Origin of the sequence: Streptococcus mitis (assembly GCF_047465045.1) — a bacterium.
In the GTDB taxonomy this organism is placed as follows: domain Bacteria; phylum Bacillota; class Bacilli; order Lactobacillales; family Streptococcaceae; genus Streptococcus; species Streptococcus mitis_DT.
Genome location: NZ_JASHAR010000006.1, coordinates 49,628 through 70,863, shown reverse-complemented (window position 1 = coordinate 70,863; position 21,236 = coordinate 49,628). Strand labels below are relative to the sequence as shown.

Genomic DNA, 21,236 nt, shown 5'->3' with positions numbered 1-21,236 from the left:
AAATCAGCCCACCAAACTTTGTAATTAAAACTCGATTTTTTAACATATTTACTATGACATTTTTATTTTTTAGTGCTATACTATAGGCAAGAATACATCAGAGCAAGGAGGATGCTCACATGGAAAACAAAGAACTCATTGCTAATGCAACCCAACTCCTATCCGAGTTAAATAAAAGTTTCCAAAGCTGCAAACAGGGTACGGCAGATGATATTCGACTACAAGAGCTGCTAAATTCTACTCTGCAAGAGCTCAAAAAAGCGGAAAAGTTGGACAACAGTATTTTAATCGACCTTGAGAAATTTTACCAACGTACCAGTCTTCTGATAGGCCTTGGTAGCCTAAAACTAAACGATCAAGCACGTACCGCTTGGCGCAACTATGACAAGTTCCATTACGAGCATGTCAAACACGTACTAACTCTTTATGGACCTGTTTTCGGATTTTAGAGATTAGAATTGTCAGTTTTCTGTTGACAAAATATCCTGAAAGGTATAGTATAGAGATACTAATACTCGGAGGTAAGGGAGACATGAACAACTAAGTCTATCAAATAAAGAACCTTTATTTAGTAGATCTTGTTTTTGTCTCTTTTTGTGTACTCTTTTATGCTCTTTTTCTGGCATTTTATACTCAATGAAAATCAAAGAGCAAACTAGGAAGCTAGCCGCAGGTTGCTCAAAGCACTGCTTTGAGGTTGTAGATAAGACTGACGAAGTCAGTTACATATATCTACGGTAAGGCGACGCTGACGTGGTTTGAAGAGATTTTCGAAGAGTATTAATAGAGTTTTTTGACATAAACTTTGGCTCTACTAGATAAAGTAGAGCTTTTTGTTATGCACTATCGACATTCTAGAAAGGGCAACAATATGATAAAAATCAATCATCTGACCATCACACAAAACAAAGATTTACGAGATCTTGTCTCAGACTTAAACATGACCATCCAAGACGGGGAAAAAGTAGCTATTATTGGAGAGGAAGGAAATGGCAAATCAACCTTACTTAAAACTTTAATGGGGGAAACTTTGTCTGATTTCACTATCAAGGGAGACATCCAGTCTGACTATCAGTCACTGGCCTATATTCCTCAAAAACTTCCCGAGGAGCTGAAAAAGAAAAGTCTACACGACTACTTCTTTTTAGATTCTCTTGATTTAGACTACAGTGTCCTCTATCGTTTGGCTGAGGAGTTGCACTTTGATAGCAATCGTTTCGCTAGCAACCAAGAAATTGGCAGTCTATCAGGGGGCGAATCTTTGAAGATTCAGCTCATCCATGAGTTAGCCAAACCCTTTGAGATTCTATTTTTAGATGAACCTTCAAATGACTTGGATCTTGAGACTGTTAATTGGCTAAAAAATCAGATTCAAAAGATTAGACAAACTGTTATTTTCATTTCCCATGATGAAGACTTTCTTTCTCAAACGGCAGACACTATTATTCACTTGCGACTGGTCAAGCACCGTAAAGAAGCAGAAACGCTAGTAGAGCATTTAGATTATGATCGCTATAGTGACCAGAGAAAGGCTAATTTTATCAAACAAAGCCAGCAAGCTGCTAACGACCAAAGAGCCTACGATAAAACAATGGAAAAACATCGGCGAGTCAAGCAAAATGTAGAAACTGCGCTTCGAGCTACCAAAGACAGTACTGCCGGTCGCCTATTGGCTAAAAAGATGAAAAATGTTCTCTCTCAAGAAAAACGCTACGAAAGGGCAGCTCAAGCCATGACCCAAAAGCCACTTGAAGAGGAAGAAATTAGACTCTTTTTCTCAGATATCCAACCATTACCTGCTTCTAAAGTTTTAATCCAACTGGAAAAAGAAAATTTGTCCATTGGCGAGCGAATTTTGGTGCAAGAACTACAATTAACTGTCCGTGGCCAAGAAAAAATTGGTATCATCGGCCCAAATGGTATTGGAAAATCAACTCTTTTAGCCAAGTTACAGCAACTTCTGAATGATAAAAGAGAGATTTCTCTTGGTTATATGCCACAAGATTACCAGCAAAAACTGCAATTGGATTTATCACCAATAGCCTACCTCAGCAAAACTGGAGAAAAAGAGGAACTACAGAAAACCCAATCTCACCTAGCCAGTCTCAATTTCAGTTATCCAGAGATGCACCACCAAATCCGCTCCTTATCTGGCGGGCAACAGGGGAAACTTTTGCTTTTGGATTTAGTCTTGTGCAAACCAAACTTTCTCCTTTTGGATGAACCCACACGAAATTTTTCTCCAACTTCTCAACCCCACATCAGGAAACTCTTTGCAACCTATCCAGGCGGTCTCATCACTGTTTCGCATGACCGTCGTTTCTTAAAAGAGGTCTGTTCAATCATCTATCACTTAACAGAACATGGTCTGGAGGTAGTTAATTTAGAAGATTTATAAATTTTGAGCATAGCAAAAATCCAGAGACGACCTCTGGATTCTTTTTACATCTGTTTTAAACGTTCAATCCGTTCTGAGATAGGTGGGTGAGTATAAAAGAGTTTTTGGAACCCTCCACCTTTCTTGGGATCATTGATATAAAGTGCGCTGCTGGCATCATCAACGTGGTGATGCATCGGCTCACTATTGTCCAACTTACGTAGGGCATTGATCATTCCTTGAGGATTGCGCGTCAACTCGACACTAGAAGCATCAGCTAGGAATTCCCTCTGACGAGAAATAGCTAGTTGCACCAAGGTTGCAGCGAGAGGGGCCAGTACAATAGCTAGTAAAGAAACCACTAGCATAATGATTTCTAAGCCATTTCCATCTCGGTCATCGTCACTTCGTCTGCGACCTGCGCCACCCCACCACATCATACGACCTGCCATACTAGAAAGCATGGTGATAGCACTAGCAAGGGCGACAGCAATCGTCGAAATACGAATATCGTAATTACGAATATGACTAACCTCATGCCCCATAACAGCTTCTAGCTCCTCGCGATTCATAATAGCTAGAAGACCTGAAGTCGCAGCAACCGCCGCATTTTGAGGATTAGAACCTGTCGCAAAGGCATTTAGGGCTGGATCATCAATGATGAAAACACGTGGCATGGGAATCTGAGCCACCATAGCCATATCTTCCACTACATGGTAAAGGTCTGGTGCCATTTGCTCATCAACCTCACGCGCTCCATTCATGGACATGACAATCTCTGTTGATTGAAAAATCATGGACAAGGCATAGATAAAGCCGATAATCAGTGCAATAACCAAACCGCCAAACCCAGACCTCATAAAGAGGTAACCAACCGCATAGCCAACCAGAGCTAAGAGTAGGAAAAATACCAGCAACAAAATCCAGGTTCTTCGTTTATTGCTTGCAATTTGATCAAACAACATCTTAGTCACCTAAACCGCTAAAATCAACTTTAGGAACTGCCTTTTCCTCTTCAGGTGTTTGAAGGAAATCTGCTGCTTTAAATCCAAACATTCCCGCAATAATATTGCTTGGGAAAGTTTCCAATTTTACATTGTAGTTGCTGACAACACTGTTGTAGAGTTGACGAGAGTAAGAAATTTTATTTTCTGTGTTTGTCAACTCCTCTTGCAATTTAACAAAGTTAGCACTAGCTTTCAAATCTGGATAGCTTTCTGCAACTGCAAAAATGCCTGAAACCTGACGAGTGAGCGCATCACTAGCTTTCATAGCTTCTGCTGGTGAAGTTGCTGCCGCTACTTGGTTACGTAGTTCTGCCACCTTTTCAAGGGTAGAACCTTCATATTTAGCGTAACCTTTTACAGTTTCAATCAAGTTTGGCAAGAGGTCATTTCGACGTTTCAACTGAACATCAATCTGACTCCAAGCCTCCTTTGTTTGCATACGATTCTTAACCAAACCGTTATAGCTAACAATCACAAAAATAACAATAAGAGCGATAACTCCAAGAATAATCCAAGTCATTATATAAGTCCTTTCTACTTTTAGATTAGTACCAGTATATCAAATTTTTAATGATTGTGGTAAAATAAGATGATACTAAAGAAGGAAATAACTATGAAACCAGAAACATTTTACAACCTGCTTGCCGAGCAAAATCTTCCACTTTCGGACCAGCAAAAAAAACAATTTGAACGCTATTTTGAGCTCCTGGTCGAGTGGAATGAAAAGATTAATTTGACGGCTATTACAGATAAAGAAGAAGTTTATCTCAAACACTTTTACGATTCCATTGCACCTATTCTGCAAGGTTTGATTCCCAATGAAACTATCAAACTACTTGATATCGGGGCCGGGGCAGGATTTCCTAGTCTACCAATGAAAATCCTCTATCCTCAGTTAGATGTAACTATCATTGATTCGCTCAATAAGCGCATCAACTTCCTCCAACTCTTGGCTCAAGAACTGGATTTGGACGGTGTTCATTTCTACCATGGACGTGCAGAAGACTTTGCCCAAGACAAGAACTTCCGTGCTCAATATGATTTTGTAACAGCTCGTGCGGTTGCCCGTATGCAGGTCTTGTCTGAATTGACTATTCCCTACCTTAAAGTTGGCGGAAAACTATTGGCTCTCAAGGCCAGCAATGCGCCTGAGGAGTTATTAGAAGCTAAGAATGCTCTCAACCTCCTTTTTAGTAAAGTAGAAGACAATCTCAGCTACGACCTACCAAATGGAGATCCGCGTTACATCACAGTGGTGGAAAAGAAAAAAGAAACACCAAATAAATATCCACGTAAGGCTGGTATGCCCAACAAACGTCCGCTTTAATCTTTTTAGTAAAAAAATATTTACAAAGTTTGTAATTTTTGCTATACTATCACAAGCAAAGGTTTTTAATGTCATCCCGTGAGGTGACGAAGACGCAGAAATACTTGAAACTCTTTAAAGCTTAGATTTTAAAGAAGTCTTACTCTGAGGGCCTATTGCTGTAAAATAATGGGCTCTTTTTTGATGCCCAAAAGTGAGGTTTATATGAAACAAGAATCAACTGTTGATTTGTTGCTAGACGTTGACCAACGTCCTTCAGCTGGAAAAGGAATTCTCCTTAGCTTCCAACACGTTTTCGCCATGTTTGGTGCGACCATCTTGGTACCATTGATTTTGGGAATGCCTGTATCTGTTGCCCTTTTTGCTTCAGGTGTTGGGACACTCATCTATATGATTTCAACTGGTTTTAGAGTTCCAGTTTATCTAGGATCATCATTCGCCTTTATCACAGCAATGTCACTTGCTATGAAAGAAATGGGTGGTGATGTATCTGCTGCTCAAACAGGGGTTATCTTGACTGGTTTGGTCTATGTCCTTGTCGCTGCTGGTGTTCGTTTTGCAGGTACAAAATGGATTGATAAACTCTTGCCACCAATCATTATCGGTCCTATGATCATCGTTATCGGTCTTGGACTTGCAGGTTCAGCTGTTACCAATGCAGGTCTTGTAGCAGACGGAAATTGGAAAAATGCTCTTGTAGCCGTTGTTACGTTCTTGATTGCTGCCTTTATCAATACAAAAGGAAAAGGCTTCCTACGAATCATTCCTTTCCTCTTTGCCATTATCGGTGGTTACCTCTTCGCACTAACTCTTGGCTTGGTTGACTTTACGCCTGTCCTAGAAGCTAACTGGTTTGAAATTCCTGGTTTCTACTTGCCATTTAGCACAGGTGGTGCCTTTAAAGAATACAATCTTTACTTTGGTCCAGAAACCATCGCTATCTTGCCAATCGCTATCGTAACAATTTCTGAACATATCGGAGACCATACTGTTTTGGGTCAAATCTGTGGTCGTCAATTCTTGAAAGAACCAGGTCTTCACCGTACTCTTCTTGGTGACGGTATCGCAACTTCTGTTTCTGCCTTCCTTGGTGGACCAGCCAATACAACTTACGGAGAAAATACAGGGGTTATCGGTATGACTCGTATCGCTTCTGTCTCAGTTATCCGTAACGCTGCCTTCATCGCGATTGCCCTTAGCTTCCTTGGTAAATTCACTGCCTTGATTTCAACCATTCCAAATGCTGTACTTGGTGGTATGTCAATCCTTCTCTACGGAGTTATCGCCAGCAACGGTTTGAAAGTCTTGATCAAAGAACGTGTTGATTTCGCTCAAATGCGTAACCTAATCATCGCAAGTGCTATGTTGGTACTTGGACTTGGAGGAGCTATCCTTAAACTCGGTCCAGTTACACTTTCAGGTACTGCCCTATCAGCCATGACAGGAATCATCTTGAACTTAATCTTGCCATACGAAAATAAAGACTAAGAGTCTAAACATATCAAAAAACGAGCATTTCCAATTACGGAAGTGCTCATTTTTTTGATACTTAGAAGTAAGTAAATCCCCTCTAACGCTGTTTAATATCGTTCCCCTACTCTCCTATATTGCCACTCAGAAAAATAAACCTCAATGATTTCCGGGGCTTTTGTAGTACCATTGTACACTACAATAAAGTGACCTTTACTATTCCAAAACTTGCCTAAAATAGTAGCATCTTCTAATTTTGCCCTTAACTTGCTTTCTTGAAATCCAAGGCTTTCCCTTTGTACTGTTTTAGTCTCTTCCTTGCTACCTACACCAACAGTCACAAAGTTTACACCTACTTCCATAAGCTCCCACTCAGAAGCATCAACCTCAACGATTTCAGGGGCTTTTGTAGTATCTCTATACACCACAATAAAATGCCCTTTATCATTCCAAAACTTTCCAAGTATTTTAGCATCTTCCAACTGTATCTCTTGCTTTAAGTATTCTGATGGTTCTTTTTGTACTGGTTTAGGTTCTTCTAGACCAACAGTGACAAACCTTGACCCTATAATCATAAATAGACAAAACAATATTGCTCCAATCCCAACAAATTTAAACAAATTATAATCGCCATTATCTCTTTTCATGTTATCTTTTTATCTCTCTTTCTCTTTTGTGTTTTCTTAAATCCCAAGGGGCTATTTTGCCCCATTACACTCCTACCATTTGGCTAAGCCATTCCATGAAATTGGCTTCTTTTGTCTCATCATCATACCACTCAAAATCTTCAATATAAGTTGATTTTGTGAGTAGCTTGATACGCTTGTTTTGGTATTGGAAATCTAAATAGAATTCGGGTTCCTCTTCACTATACAAGTTAGCGAGGAACCGAACTCTTTTGGTATATTCTAATCGTTTTATTGGACCACTTTTTGTGACAGTTCCAGTGTATATGTTTTATATAATTGATGGCAAGCTTGATTCTCTCCTGCATTAATCAAGGAAACACAAGGTAAGACAAGTTCTGACCAGATAGAATCTAGTATTTCCTCTCGATTTGGATGTTCTTCTAACTTGGCAACAATCTGAGGAGCCATCTTATAGTAGGATTCAATTTCCTCCTGACCACCATCTTGCAAAGCTAGATAAGAGTCCCTGAATTTTCGTAAAGTCATCAATTCATCACAATCATCTGCTAATCCTTTGTAAGTTACAGCTGCTTCTGTCAAATAACAACCTCTTTGTTCAATCTGATAATAAGCATCTGGTTCGCCAAAAAATCCAGTTTTAGAGCGCACATATCTCTCTGCATCACTCCTACGTTGAAAAACAGCTACTTCTCTTCCCTTACGATATACAACAAATTCCATTTCTTTTTCCTCTCTATCTTACAATATTTAATAATTCCTCATAGCTAGAAACCACATCATAGATGTGCTGATCATTAATCAATCCAGCTTGAGCTAAAGCTTTAAAGTGAGCACGCGCACATGCAATTTTTGCTTGCTCAGCTTGTTTTAATTGAAGACTAGACATAGAGCCTTTCGTTTCTGCAACAAAATAGATATGCTTGACACTTCCTTCACGGAAGGCGATTGCCCAGTCAGGATTATAGTTTCCAAGTGGAGTCGCAATACTGAACTTCCCTGGTAACTTCACATAAACACGAACATCCTCGTATTGTTCCAAAGCTTCTTTAAAGGTCTTCTCCGTATTTGAATCAACTTTTACAAAATTGTAAATCCCTTTTTTGGATTCAAGTAAGTGATCATCTGATCTGTTAGCAGTTTCAGGATTGTCATAAAACAAGTCCATATCATACTCTTCATTTAACACATTATACTGAATATGCTTGATAATTTGACTTGCTTTTTGTTCATTAATGAGCTTCGAAACCTTAAGAATAAACTCTTCTGGATTCTGTTTAAACTTGTCAAATTGGTAGACATAGATTTTACTTAATATTTCCGCAACCAACTTACGAGTTAAACCAGTCTGCTCAGCAATCTCCCCTAGTAAATCATATTTGGTCATAATCTGCGAACCATTTAGATACTCTTGCTGGCGATCATTTTCAGCAACTGTCAAATGGAGTCCTTCTTCCTTACTCATCTCAGTAGCGCTTGCCTGAGTTATATGAAAGCTTGGTTTGCTGACGACTAATTTCTCATTGATATAGTCAACCGAATGTTTTACCAATTCCGCATCATCAAACTCTACTTGGTAACTCGTCTTACGATTGATTTGCTTCCAGAGATTTAAAAATTCTTTTCGGGCAATATTTTCTTGATTCACCTCATTTGAGAACTGAATGACTGAATGATTGGCATTTTCAATTTCATATTGTCCAGCATGATAAACGCTCTCCAATATCTCTACCAGCTTATCCTCATAACCTGCTAGTGTTTCAGACAGTTGTAACTGATGATTTTCTTTTGCAGTAAAATATTCTGTAGTCAATTGTCCTTCACGATCTATATAGCCTTGTCGAATTAAATCAAAATGAATCGAATCTGCTTGTTCCTTGGTAATTCGTATTGTTTGTCCTTCTTGATTGGTTAGAACTTTATTCGCAAAAAGACTAACATCCACTTTTGCAGGACGATCTGCTAAGAGTTCTTTTATTTCTTCTTGTAGACTTCGAGCAAATTGATCATAACTTTCATTTGCAATTACTGTCAGTTTATTGATTTCATGTACATCATTTCCTAAGAGTTCAAAATCCTGACGAATTCCGTTTTGGTCAACTGCTAAACGCATACCACGACCAATTTCTTGACGTTTACGAGTCTCCGCTGAAGATTGCTTCAGCGTACAGATTTGAAAGACATTTGGGTTATCCCATCCCTCTTTTAGAGCTGAGTGAGAAAATAGGAAACGAACTGGCTCTTCAAAGCTCAATAAACGCTCCTTGTCCTTCATAATTAAGTCATAGGCATCAATGTCATTTGAAAGATTGTTCTTCTTTTCACTGGCAGATTTATAGTCCACAAAAATGGTCTTATCTGACTTCTTCACTTTATCTACCGAAAAGTAACCAGCATGAACTGAATTTCCTTCAAGATTAGCCTCCAAATACCTACGATAAGGGGTTGGTTCCTGTGTTTGGATAAACTGGTTTACTTGATTTCGGTATTCTTCTTCAAAAATCTGAGCGTATTCTCCATTATAGGCATCATTATGTTCATCATATTGCTTATACTTGGCCACTTCATCGATGAAAAATAAGGATAATACTTTAATTCTTCGATTGTACAGTTTACTTTCCTTTTCGATATGACTTTTTATGGTCTCTCGGATTTGAATTCTTCTGATGCTCGACTCATCCACTTGTCCAATCACTTCACCGACTTGAAGTTCTTGCGACACACCAACTTGAAGTTTGTTCTCTCTTGCATCAAAGTGACTAAGGGTCATTCCTTTATAAGCAGATAAATTCCCTGATTCAGCGTACAAATCAAAGGGTTCTTCCACCACCTTCAATTTCCTTTTGACACCTGACTGCGTTTTTACTTCAAATTCAATTTTTGATTTGGGTGCTCCTGTTTTTTGTGGAATGATTTCTTGTAGATATAGATATCCTTGTGTCCCGGTCGTCCCAGTTTGCTCAATAGCCTTAACTGCAATCTTCTTCACTAATTTTTGATTGTAAGCATCCATGGCATCCAATCTATAAACCATATCATGCTTTTCCTTGTGGGTAGCCGAATAACGTAGCGTAAACAATGGCTTGAAATCTTTTAGTCTTTCCTTTGTCTGTTTCCCTTCAACAGACTGAGGTTCATCAATAATCATAATCGGATTCATAGCTGCCAAGACGTCAATTGGACGACGCCAACGGAAACTTTCCTGTTCGGAATGAATCCGTCGCGCATCTTTGCCTTTTGCATTAAAGGCTTGAGAGTTGATGACCATGATTTGAAGGTCTGACGAATTGGCAAAACTATCCAAATCACCTAAACGTGAAGAATCGTAGACAAAATAGCGTGGTTGCTTGCCATACTCCATCTGAAAGTGACTTGACATGATCTGTAGAGACTTGAGAACTCCTTCACGAATAGCGACACTTGGAACGACAATAACAAACTTAAGCCAGCCATAACGTTTATTCAACTCCATAATTGTACGGATATACGTATAGGTCTTCCCTGTTCCCGTCTCCATCTCTATGGAAAAATTATAAGCTTCTCTCCCAGCAATCATATCAATCGATAGTTTATCAGAAGGACGCAAACCATAACGAGTTTGCATAGTATGAACATTTTCTCGTATACTTGTTTGACTCAATTGAATCGGTGCATTTCGATAAGCATCTAAAACCAAATCTACCTCATCTGACTTGAGACGACCTGGATCCGCCATATACTGAACTCCAGTATGTTTGGCTTGCCCTTGAAATAAATCTGCAATAGCACTAACCGCATCCAACTGAAATTGTTGTTTTTTAAATTGTAGTTTCATAATTCTATATTTTTCTTTATAATTTATTACTTTCAGGATAAAACCAAATACCAGATAAGAACTAGTGGAATCAATATATATTGAAACCAAATAATGATTTTATTCCAACTAAAATCATGTATCTTGATAAATTGCTCAATATAAAGAAAGGCATCTTTTAGGCAACACTTTTTCTTACCATCTTCAATTGTCTCTTCTGTTACTTTAGATTCCATGTCAGATTGCGAATTACCTTGACAATATTTTCTCTTCTGATACTTTTTAGCATACTTGTGATCAAAATCTGAATGATTTTCATTTCCTCGTAAACTAATTTGATACCTTGACATTATCTGTTGGTATTTATTAATTTTTTCATCATCACTAAGTGATTTTTGGAAAATAATTGATTTTAATTCAAGTAAAAAGTCTTCTAATTCTAACTGATGATAGTGTAATTTCAGAGCTCTCTCATTATAATTCAACTTAGCAACAAAATTCTGGACAAGCAAAGAATATATGGAAAACAAAGCCGACAAAGCTAATCTATCTTTATTTTCAGGGTTTATTAGCGAATACACTAATAAACCCGTTGACATTATACTCATTGCTAAAAAGATCAATTCCCATTTTTCAGCATACTCGTACAATCTTTTACTTGTATTAATTCTAGCTGCCCTTACAGTATCTATCGAATTGCATTTTAAATTAATCTCATAGTCTATATCTCTATCTTTAAAATCAAGAATTTCGTTCACATTACACCACCTTCACTTTTGTATGAGGTGACAATTCTTTGAAAATTTCACTTACATTAATCTTATTTGCTGAATTGACAAATGAGCTATCACGGAAGACGGCACGGAGTGGTTGAGCTTGAGCGATATGACAGATAACTTCTTCTGATATTTCATCTTCAAAACAAGCCATGAGCGAACCTTGATCTACATCATAGACCTCCGCTCCTGCTACTTTCTCCAAATCAATAGCTAATGACAGTTCCATTCCCCAGGTCAACATCACTTGGAAAAGTAAGTCGAGGCTAGTACGTCCTTCCTTGATATTGGACACACTATCAAAGAGTTCTCCTTGGATAAATTGATCAGGTCGAGCAGAAACATCCTTGAAATTAGAAGAATCTAACTTATAAGCTTTAAAACCAAAGTCTTGTTTGCCAACCAACTCTGGATGCTCCTCCTGAATCTTAGCAGCAGCAAGACGAACTCGCTCCTGCGAAAGTTGGGCAATGGTTTCAAAACCTACCTCTTTATTAGAAGACTTATCTACTACTTCCTCATCCAAAGTACACAAGATAAACTTACGGTTACCTCCATCTTCAGCATTTAATTGCATGACTGCATGAGCGGTTGTTCCAGAGCCTGCAAAAAAATCAAAAAATATTGCTTCGGAATCAAAAATACTCAATATCCTCGTCATAAAACTCATTTGCTTAGGATTATCAAATTCAATCCCCATATTTTTTAACAACGCATAATCAGGTCTTTGATCATCACTCATAATGGATTTTGGACGTTGCTTGGAGTTTTCATTCAAATATCTCTTTATCGTTGGCAAACTTCCATCTGTATGGAAATGAATCCTATTATCATTTACAAGTTCTTGTAATTTTTCATTTTTATAGCGATATCCACCAGGAGGTACAGGGTCTTCTTGACATGTTAGAGGATTAAATAGAGGAGTCATATTCCCATTTTTTACGCCACCTAAATCACCTTTACGGTATAATCCACGTTCATCAAAGTACCAGTAATTGGTAAAATCTATGAATCGTGGATACTTCGTTAATTCTTTTAATTCATATGTAATTTCTTCATTACTTAAACCAGCATTTTGTAATTGCTTTACCCTCTTTTTATACTCATTTATATTATTCTTATCTACAGACCATTTATTTTCACTATGTTTTTTTGCTAATTCTATCTCGTCTTTGGAATAAACTAGACAATATTCATGACTTACCGAAATATATAAACTTTGGTTCTTAGAACTATTTGTATTCCTAGTAATACTTGCTATAAAATTCTCTTCCCCAAATATCTCATCACAAATGGCTTTAAGATTAGCTTGTTCATTATCATCTATAGAGATAAAGATAACACCTGAATCTTTGAGGAGATTTCTTGCTAAGCGCAGGCGTGGATACATCATATTGAGCCAGTCTGAGTGATAACGGGCCGAAGTTTTTTCATTTTTTGTGAGTCCAATGACCTGGCGTCCTTCTTCATCCAAAAGCTCCATCTCTTTCTTCAACACTTCATCTGTTTTTTGGAACTTATCAGAATATACAAAGTCTTTTCCTGTATTATAGGGTGGATCGATATAAATCATATCGATTTTTCCTAGATAGGATTCTTGTAAGATTTTTAAGACTTCTAAATTATCTCCAGTAATAAAGACATTTTCACTGTTTTCAAAGTCAACACTTTCATCAAGATCTGGTCTTAGGGTTTTGGTAGTTGGTCGTCCAGCTTCTGCAATAGCTTCACGCTTTCCAACCCAAGTAAACTCATAGGATTCTCGACCATCCACAATTTCCTCTGATAAAAACTGTTTAAGCTTCTCGAAGTCAATCGCAGGACGTAATCTGCCGTATTCATCCCTCTTTTCCGTCAGAACTTCAGGAAAAAGTTGACCAATTTTTGAAATATTATCTGTAAAAACATCTTTTGAAGTGAGAGTTAATTTCTCAAGTCCAGAGTTTTCACCTGTTTGCTGTGCTGTGCTGTGCTGTGCTGTGCTGTGCTCATGGTAGTATCCTTTCTTAGCTTTGTCAAGCTTTTGTAATTTTAATTTTATAAAAAATTAAGTTGGCTTATCCTATCTTTGTAATGCTTCATTTTTAATAAATTACAGTTTCATCTTATCAAAAATAGGGGTTGAAATCAAAAGAGTTCTCTAATCTCAATTTCTGATTTTCCTTTGTCAAAATTTACAATCAATTTTGCTTCTTTAAATCTTCTATTTCTTTCAATGTAGCCTGATAGTCTCTTTTTATTTCCATTTGTTTTCTCATTGATTTTTCAGAATACATCTTTTTCTTTAGCTGCTGTGCCTTCTTATCTAATTTATCTAATTGGTCACTGAGTTCAATAGAGTTTCTAAGATTACTTGCTTCTAAAACTTGTAGCTCTTTCTTACCAGTTTCTTTTACAAGACTCTCATAAACATCATCTAAATCATTTCCCTCAAAGCCAATGCTTACATCATCATTCGTCCGAAAGCGACGGACAATCTTAAAGTGCTTGCCATCCTTTTCTTGACCCAAAGGCTCTTTATAATGAATAAGAAGTTCATCTCTACCTTGTGGATATTTTAATACAAAAGCTGTGTAAATCCCTAATCTTATATCTAGCTGTTCTAATAAAGTTAAGGAAACATCCATTTGTTCGAATTCTATTTCTAAAACCATGATTTGCTTCACTTTTTTTCCAGCAGGAATATTAGTGGTACTTGTATCAATCTGATGAGTAATTTGAATTTCTCTAATCTGTTCTCTAAAATCTTTCTTGTCTTTTGCAGATACATTAAGGTTATCAAAAAAATCACTATTGCCCTTTTTATGAGGCCGATATAGAATGTGAGGTTTTGATAAGGCTGTATAGGACGGAAATCTAATCATCAGAATCCCCTTTCATCAATATGAAGAAACAAATTAGCTCAAAATCATCCATTCCCTCAATGCTAGTATTCATCAAATCAACAGATCCAAAGTTAAATAGGGCATCCATCGTTGAAATCTGATCATGTTCCATTAGTTGATCGATTGCCTCTTGAAGCAATTCCGAATAAACAACCATTTCTTTACCGTATTTTGTTTGGCGATTGAACTTGTCTACTACTTGACTTAATGGTTTACTTTGCCCTCGACAAATGCTACTGAGGTGCTCCAATATTTTCTTGCTTTCAGAAGGGGATAACAGCAGTTCTCCATTTCTATTGATGTAGAGGATATAATATGGATGAAGCTGATTTTGATGATTTTTTCCTTTTACCTGATCTTTATTTTTTAGGACAAAAATGACACCTTCTGATTCTTTATTAGAGGCAGGTAAAATAGCTTGCAAACCTCTAGGAACTTTTTCTAACTCAGGATGTTCTTCCAAATACTTAAGAAGGTCTATACGATAATCTTCTAATCCTAAATCCATAATGGAAATACCATCATTCATCTCCTCTAGATCGACTACTTCATCTCTAAGACGTTCTAATTGTTTTCTTCGGTAATTATTATCCTCTATTTCTTCACTAGATAAAACATTATCATCTACTGTCGAAGTCAAGACAGAAATTTTCATCCTCGATTCAACCCTAGACTTGAGATCGATATACTCATCTAACTCAAGATTTGGCCAAAAGTTAACTAATTGAATGTATTTATTTTGACTACCAATTCGATCCACACGACCAAATCGTTGAACAATACGGACAGGATTCCAGTGGATATCGTAATTGACCATCATATCTGCATCTTGTAAGTTTTGACCTTCGGAAATCACATCTGTTGCAATTAAAAGATCAATCTCACTCTCATCACCAGGAAACAGAACATCACGAGATTTTGATTTAGGAGAGAAATAAGTTAACAAAGAATTGAGGTCTTTATTTTTAGTTTCCAAAGTTGTTGCAAAACCTTTTGTACCTGAAATCTGAGCAGTGTAAAGACCATACTTATCCAAGACATACTGACTAATATGTTTATAAAGGTAGTTCGTTGTTGTCGCAAATGCGGAGAAAATAATCAACTTTTTATTACCAACATTGATTGGATTTGTTAGTTTCTCATCTATCAAGGTAAAAAGAGTCTGAAGTTTTTGGTCTTCTTGTGGCGTTATTTTACTGATTAGATCTTCTAGCTCTGTCAATATTGCAAAATCTTGTTCTAACTCGACCTTCCAACTACGATAATCCATATCTTGTAGAGCAATACGATTTTTCTTACCAATAGAGAACTCGAAATTACTATCTTCCAAATCAAAATCATCTTCATCAAGATGAGGATTAAGAGATAAATGGTCCAAGCCTGTCAATTCATATTCCTCGATAGCCTTTAAGGTCTTTTCTACATAATCTTTAACAACATCTATTAAAGTATATCGAAAAGCTGCAACAGAACTTTCTAAACGTTTGAGCAGGTTAATCATCATCAGTTTTTTGATACCAGACTCACGGCCAAACTGAGTTAAATTCCCCATTACTCCTTCTTTACTTTTATCGTATTTAGCTCTCTTTGATGGGTAAATATGTATCGATGGTTGATAGATAGTCAACTGGAGTTTATCAAGTAAGTGATATAATTTTTTATAGGTAATTCCGAGATTTGAAACCGTTAAATCAGGTTCAAAATTAAGTGGTTTTAAGCGCTGTGGAAATTCTCCAATCGCTTTTCTATCATAAAATTCCCGAATATGTTTTCTACTTCTGGCTATCGTTACACTATCCAGTACTTTAAAGAAATCAAAATCTAATGTAGATAAGAGTTTATCTGTTGTTCTCTCTTCTGCAGGTAGGTCAGCCCACTTATTATAAGCAGATTGAGCATTTCTGAAAATATCATTTATAGATGATTTTGTTTCTAATTTACTATCAATTTGATCCGTATCTCCTTCATAGGCTAGAGCAATTTGATTTTTCAAATCATTAAAGCGATTATTAACAGGTGTGGCTGATAGCATGAGTACCTTTGTAGGGACACCAGACCTTATGATTCGATTCATTAAACGGCTGTATCGATTTTCTCTCCCCTCAGATAAATCATTTTCGCTAGAAGCACCATTTCTAAAATTATGAGACTCATCAATGACAACCAGATCATAAGTATGCCAATTATTTAAGGACAAATCAATTCCATTAGAGTGTCCTTTATCTCTACTGAGATCTGTATGATAAAGCACGTCATAAAGCAAATGTCTATCATAAATTGGATTATTTACATAATCATGACGATACATATTCCAGTTATTTTCTAACTTTTTAGGACAAAGTACTAAAATACGTTTGCCTCGATAAGCATAATAAGTCATGACCGCTAAAGCTGTATAAGTCTTCCCTAGACCAACCGAATCCGCTAGAATACATCCATTAAATTTTTCTAATTTAGAAATGATCGATTTTACTGCATCCTTTTGGAAATCATATAACAGCCCCCAAATCTTACTTTCTTTATAACCAACACCTTCATTGGGTAAAAAATCCTCATTGATATCTTCTAAAAATTCATTGAATAAATTATATAGCATCACATAGTAAATGAACTCAGGTGAATGTTCTTTGTGAGCTAGGTTTAAATTCTCCAAAAACTCTTCAGTAACATCACGAAAATAATCCTCTTCTTCCCAAAGATTATCAAATTCATCTAAATAATTTAAACTAAGTGGTGCATGATAGAGGTTTCTACTCGTTTTAAATAGAGATGCCTCATATCCTAATTCTTTGCGATCAAAGTTTTTCAAACGATCTACCGCCACTACATCATCTGAATTTTCAATTCGAATACCATTCGGCATTTCATCTGTTTCAATATTAATAGACTTAAATTGCGCTTTTCTTCGGATCCAATCAGCACATTCACGAGCAATCGCTTTTTGGGTCAGCTCATTCATCAATTTCAGTTCATACTTTCCACCAAAAATCGATTGTTCCCGTTCTTTTTTGGGTATCGTATATTCACGGAAATCTGTTTTGGTTTCATCTGTTATAAAAGTCGGATTTGTGAAAATAAATTTTAACTCTTCAATATTCTCCAATTCCTCTTTCAACTGCTGATAAGCAAACATAGAAAAGGTTGCTGCTGCAATCTTGACTCGACTCTCTGATTTCAATTCTTTCTTTAACTCATCTCCAAGACGAATTGATCGATTATCAATTTCCATAATTCCTCCCTATTAGACTATTTCTACTATTATATCATTCTTTACAGATTCAAAATAGACCTTTATTCTTCTTTCTAAAAAGAGACTGGACAAAAAGCTTTAAAATCAAAAACACATAATATCAGATGTTGAAAAAACTTGATACTATGCGTTTTATTGCGGAAAGATTTACTTCATTTTCTACTAAAATTGAGTTTTTACCCAGCCTCTTTTCTGATTCTTAAGTTCCCCAAGCAACCAATAGATAGATCAGGCTAGAACCAAACATATCTGCTAAAGTATGCATGAGAAAGAATGGAAGGAGATTTTTTATTTTATATTTGTATAAGAAATAATAGAATAAGCCATAAACTACACCGATTACCAAAGCCCATACTAATCCTTGATAGGTGTGGAATGAAATACGAATACTAGTAGAATAAAGCAAAACCAACCACTTGTGTTTTTCCTTCACTGAAGTTAACAAACCTAGAAAGAAAAACTCTTCATAAAATCCATTAAGCAAGGCATAGGCAATCGCTATCGGGCTGAGAGCTAAGAACTTCCCTATTATTTGCGTGAAATCTATATAGGCAAAAAGGTCTGGATTAAAGTAATTATATTTACCAGTGAGGGTTGTAACCAAGTCTCCAAACAGTCCCACTAAAGCAAATATAAATGGAACCCAAAAGATAATGGATCAATTCCAGCGAATAGGAAGCTGTTTAAAATCATAATTTCGAATCAAAAGATAGAGTAAGGTCACAGTCAGTAATATAGCTTGCAGGGTAAAATTACTAAAATAAGCCGCACCCTCGCTTGCCGCCTGTCTAACTGTCCCTACTGTACTTGATGTACCCGTTGGAAACGTATTTGCTAAAAATAGCTCGGTTGAACGAATTATAAACTGACCAAACATTATGATCGTAATAATCACAATGTCAAACCATCTCAAGTATTTTAGAGGTTTAGATGGATGTATTTTTTTAAAAATATTCATATTTTCTCCAGGTATTCTATACTCATATAAATATTTTAAGAAAAAAGGCTTAAACTTTTATAAAATTTCATTAATTCATTTAGATTCAAAAGCTTTTATTAGTAAAAATAACCCCTCTTTAAGAGTGGTTATCATCTACTTTCATTTTTTGTTTATTTCTCTAACAATAAATCTTTCAAAGAAATCAGAGTTACAGCAAACAATATCATTGCCATACCAAGAAAATCAATAGGATAAAATTGTTCATTCATGATTAGGAAGGCAAAGAAAACCGCCGAGATTGGCTCAATTGAAGCCAACAAACTTGACTTGACCGGCCCTATCAAACTGGCTCCTTTAAGGAAAGCTGTATAGGCAAAAACAGTCCCGATAAGGATAATTCCCGCAAAAGCGAGGAGAAAATCAAGACTAGTTGGGATAGTAGCCTCTAGAACTCCTGTAAAAGGAAGTGAGACCAAACCTGCTATGACCATTCCCACACCAATAACCAAGCTGCTCCCCCATTTCTTAATCAAGGCTATGGGCAAAATGATATAAAGTGCGTAAGTCAGTGCAGAAAAGAGCCCCCAGAACAGACCTGCAGGTGTCATGGATAACTGGTCCAACTGTCCATGAGTGGCGATCAGGAAGGTTCCTCCGATGGCTAATATGATAGAAACAATCTCTCCCAGTGTCGGTGCCACCTTATCCTTGATACAGCTATAAATCAAAATCCCGACAGGACAAACATACTGAAGCACTGTCGCGGTACCTGCATTGGTCTCCTGAATAGCAGTTAGATAGGCAAATTGGTTGAGAAAAAGTCCAATCAGAGCAAAAATAAGAAGAGACAACAAACTTTTTCTATCCTTTAAAAAGGCCAGCATTTTATCCTTTGCAGTGGCATAAGCCAAGAGCATGAGAATTCCACCAGCGATTAAAAGACGCAAGTTGGTCAAAACCAGGGCCGAAATTCCATGTGCCATCAGGTATTGGCCACTCGTTCCTGACAAGCCCCAAGCAATCCCAGCCACAACTGTTAATAAAGTCCCTTTTAAACTGTTTGACATGTCTCTCCTTACTCTTCTTTACGAATCAAGTCCATCACTTGATTGCGGTCCAAAATCCATTGAGCTCTCTCATCCTTTTCATAGGTACGATTCGATAGGAAAATAGCCGCTTCTTGCTTCTGACGATTCCACATGATAAAGGTACCTGTATAGCCCGTATGGTCTAGCCAATCTCCTTCCAAATTCCATGCCAAAGAACGTTCCTTGTCATCCAAAGGAGAAAAATTTTGACTCAAATCTCTTGCAAAATCATCTGCTAAATAGTGTTCTAAAAAGATTTGTAAATCCTTTACAGTCGAAAACAAACCAGCACTACCTGCATGTCTGCCTAGGAGGCGAGCCTTGGGATCATGTACCAGACCTGCCTCGACACCTCTAACTGTTGGAACAGCAAGCTCAACAGGTCCAAATTGGGTTTCCGTCATTCTCCAAGGATTAAAAACTTGCTCCTGTAAAATCACATCCAAGTCTTGATTAAAGATTCTTTCCAAAACAAAGCCCAACAGTAAAAAATGAACATCCGAATAAAGAAAGGATGGCTGACTTCGTCTGTTGAGATGAAACATCGCTTCCTTTAATTCTGAGGCTGTTAAAAGATCACGATTGGGAATAAAAGGATCAAGGTCTGTAGCATGAGTTAAGAGCTGACGAATAGTAATATCTGGATAATCACTCTCAGCTAAAAAATCGGTTACTGGTCTGTCAATATCTAATTGACCTCTTTCCCACAAAAAAGTAAAAACTGTGCCAACGCCAACAACCTTGCTGACACTGGCTAGATCATAAACTAGTCCTACCTCAGTCTCCAAGCCATGCTCTGGGTCACTCTGGCCTAAATAGAACTCCGTCCATTGATTGCCCTTAAAATACGCAAAAGAGGCTCCGGGATAAATCCCTGCCTCGATTTGTTCTTCTATTTTTTTAATAATCTTGGTCCACTTCATACTTTTTCAAACCACAATTCAACATTATTTCGATCTTTACCAAGGAAGAATTTTTCAGACTTAGGAATAAAATATTCGGTAGACTCAAACTTCTTGCGAAGACTTGCTATGTCTAGTTCATTGACCAAGAACTTGAGCATAGATAAGTCCCAAGTAACCGTATTGTCCACAGTCAAATCCTGCCCCTGTGCTGGGATAAAATCAAGGGATGTCCCAATTTCAGATAGTTCCAAAAAACTATCTACATCCGTTGGGAGGTGTAATTCCATAGAAATCTCAAATTTACTTAAAGAAACTGACTCCAGATCTGTTTGAAATTCAGGATTTTCTTCTACTTCTACTAGATTTTCTCTGTCATCTTCCGCATGAATCAAAACCAAATCATCTTCTGGAGAGTAAATTTCAAAAGCGTAGCCGTTTTGACCTTTATATAATTGATGAATCGAATCTGTTTTAGATAAGAGTCCTTCAATTTCTAAGGGATTTTCCACCTTGACAATCAATCTAGCTAGTTTTTTTCTTCCCTCTACCTTACGAGTGCGCATACTTGGAGCTTCTTCTAAAACCAGCTTTTCTAAACCTGTTTGATCACCTAGCGACAGAAAGGCTGACTCTTCTAATAAGGCCTTCATGCCAAGGGTTTCTATATAAAATGTTTCATTTAATTTTCTATTATTAACTTTTAAAGTAGGAATAATCCGTACAATCTGATTTACATTCATAAACTCCTCCAACTCTTTTATTTTAAAGGAT

The 21,236-nt window shown here is 37.0% G+C and carries 16 protein-coding genes and 1 pseudogene; 4 read left to right on the top strand and 13 right to left on the bottom strand.

Annotation, left to right across the window (positions count from 1 at the left end):
* Nucleotides 1-119 precede the first annotated feature (119 nt).
* Together QM409_RS05025 and QM409_RS05020 are read left to right on the top strand one after the other, a co-directional pair.
* Nucleotides 120-449: a helicase BlpT gene (locus tag QM409_RS05025; protein ID WP_153199020.1), complete on the top strand. Its 330-nt coding sequence runs from the start codon at nucleotides 120-122 to the stop codon at nucleotides 447-449.
* A 389-nt stretch (nucleotides 450-838) separates the two neighbouring features.
* Nucleotides 839-2,398, top strand: coding sequence for an ATP-binding cassette domain-containing protein (locus tag QM409_RS05020; RefSeq protein ID WP_153199019.1), 1,560 nt, complete (start codon nucleotides 839-841; stop codon nucleotides 2,396-2,398).
* Nucleotides 2,399-2,442: 44 nt separating this feature from the next.
* On the opposite strand, the gene htpX is transcribed toward QM409_RS05020, so the two are convergent.
* Together htpX and QM409_RS05010 are read right to left on the bottom strand one after the other, a co-directional pair.
* Nucleotides 2,443-3,342, bottom strand: coding sequence for a zinc metalloprotease HtpX (gene htpX, locus QM409_RS05015; protein WP_414305478.1), 900 nt, complete (start codon nucleotides 3,340-3,342; stop codon nucleotides 2,443-2,445).
* Nucleotide 3,343: 1 nt separating this feature from the next.
* Nucleotides 3,344-3,904, bottom strand: coding sequence for a LemA family protein (locus tag QM409_RS05010; protein WP_000219822.1), 561 nt, complete (start codon nucleotides 3,902-3,904; stop codon nucleotides 3,344-3,346).
* A gap of 93 nt (nucleotides 3,905-3,997) precedes the next feature.
* Between QM409_RS05010 and rsmG the strand changes: the two genes are divergently transcribed.
* Nucleotides 3,998-4,711 (top strand): 16S rRNA (guanine(527)-N(7))-methyltransferase RsmG, encoded by a 714-nt coding sequence (rsmG, locus tag QM409_RS05005; protein WP_414305477.1) that lies wholly within the window; start codon nucleotides 3,998-4,000, stop codon nucleotides 4,709-4,711.
* A gap of 204 nt (nucleotides 4,712-4,915) precedes the next feature.
* Nucleotides 4,916-6,199, top strand: a complete 1,284-nt coding sequence (locus tag QM409_RS05000) for a uracil-xanthine permease family protein (RefSeq protein WP_414305476.1) — start codon at nucleotides 4,916-4,918, stop codon at nucleotides 6,197-6,199.
* Between the two features lie 92 nt (nucleotides 6,200-6,291).
* On the opposite strand, the gene QM409_RS04995 is transcribed toward QM409_RS05000, so the two are convergent.
* From QM409_RS04995 to QM409_RS04945, 11 genes and pseudogenes are all read right to left on the bottom strand, one after another.
* Nucleotides 6,292-6,828 carry a hypothetical protein gene (locus tag QM409_RS04995; protein ID WP_223336415.1) on the bottom strand — a complete coding sequence of 179 codons (537 nt, stop codon included), beginning with the start codon at nucleotides 6,826-6,828 and terminating at the stop codon, nucleotides 6,292-6,294.
* A gap of 270 nt (nucleotides 6,829-7,098) precedes the next feature.
* Nucleotides 7,099-7,551 (bottom strand): CFI-box-CTERM domain-containing protein, encoded by a 453-nt coding sequence (locus QM409_RS04990; protein WP_084926581.1) that lies wholly within the window; start codon nucleotides 7,549-7,551, stop codon nucleotides 7,099-7,101.
* A 13-nt stretch (nucleotides 7,552-7,564) separates the two neighbouring features.
* On the bottom strand, nucleotides 7,565-10,642 hold the full coding sequence (locus QM409_RS04985) for a DEAD/DEAH box helicase family protein (protein ID WP_261028701.1): 3,078 nt from the start codon (nucleotides 10,640-10,642) through the stop codon (nucleotides 7,565-7,567).
* Between the two features lie 32 nt (nucleotides 10,643-10,674).
* Nucleotides 10,675-11,379: an SLATT domain-containing protein gene (locus QM409_RS04980; RefSeq protein WP_261028700.1), complete on the bottom strand. Its 705-nt coding sequence runs from the start codon at nucleotides 11,377-11,379 to the stop codon at nucleotides 10,675-10,677.
* Nucleotide 11,380: 1 nt separating this feature from the next.
* Nucleotides 11,381-13,171, bottom strand: coding sequence for a site-specific DNA-methyltransferase (locus QM409_RS04975; protein ID WP_261028698.1), 1,791 nt, complete (start codon nucleotides 13,169-13,171; stop codon nucleotides 11,381-11,383).
* Nucleotides 13,172-13,577: 406 nt separating this feature from the next.
* Nucleotides 13,578-14,261: a DUF4391 domain-containing protein gene (locus tag QM409_RS04970; RefSeq protein ID WP_070842738.1), complete on the bottom strand. Its 684-nt coding sequence runs from the start codon at nucleotides 14,259-14,261 to the stop codon at nucleotides 13,578-13,580.
* Nucleotides 14,254-17,511 (bottom strand): helicase-related protein, encoded by a 3,258-nt coding sequence (locus QM409_RS04965; protein ID WP_414305475.1) that lies wholly within the window; start codon nucleotides 17,509-17,511, stop codon nucleotides 14,254-14,256. Before QM409_RS04965 ends, QM409_RS04970 begins: the two co-directional genes overlap by 8 nt.
* Nucleotides 17,512-17,731: 220 nt before the next feature.
* Nucleotides 17,732-18,490: pseudogene (locus QM409_RS04960) on the bottom strand (CPBP family intramembrane glutamic endopeptidase).
* Nucleotides 18,491-18,642: 152 nt separating this feature from the next.
* The gene (locus QM409_RS04955) at nucleotides 18,643-19,539 is read right to left on the bottom strand and encodes a DMT family transporter (RefSeq protein WP_414305474.1); all 897 of its coding nucleotides are present in this window, start codon (nucleotides 19,537-19,539) and stop codon (nucleotides 18,643-18,645) included.
* 8 nt (nucleotides 19,540-19,547) lie between these two features.
* Nucleotides 19,548-20,483 carry a beta-lactamase family protein gene (locus tag QM409_RS04950; protein WP_261037052.1) on the bottom strand — a complete coding sequence of 312 codons (936 nt, stop codon included), beginning with the start codon at nucleotides 20,481-20,483 and terminating at the stop codon, nucleotides 19,548-19,550.
* Entirely contained in the window at nucleotides 20,480-21,205 is a 726-nt protein-coding gene (locus QM409_RS04945; protein ID WP_261037053.1) for a CppA family protein, read from the bottom strand. Before QM409_RS04945 ends, QM409_RS04950 begins: the two co-directional genes overlap by 4 nt.
* Nucleotides 21,206-21,236 lie beyond the last annotated feature (31 nt).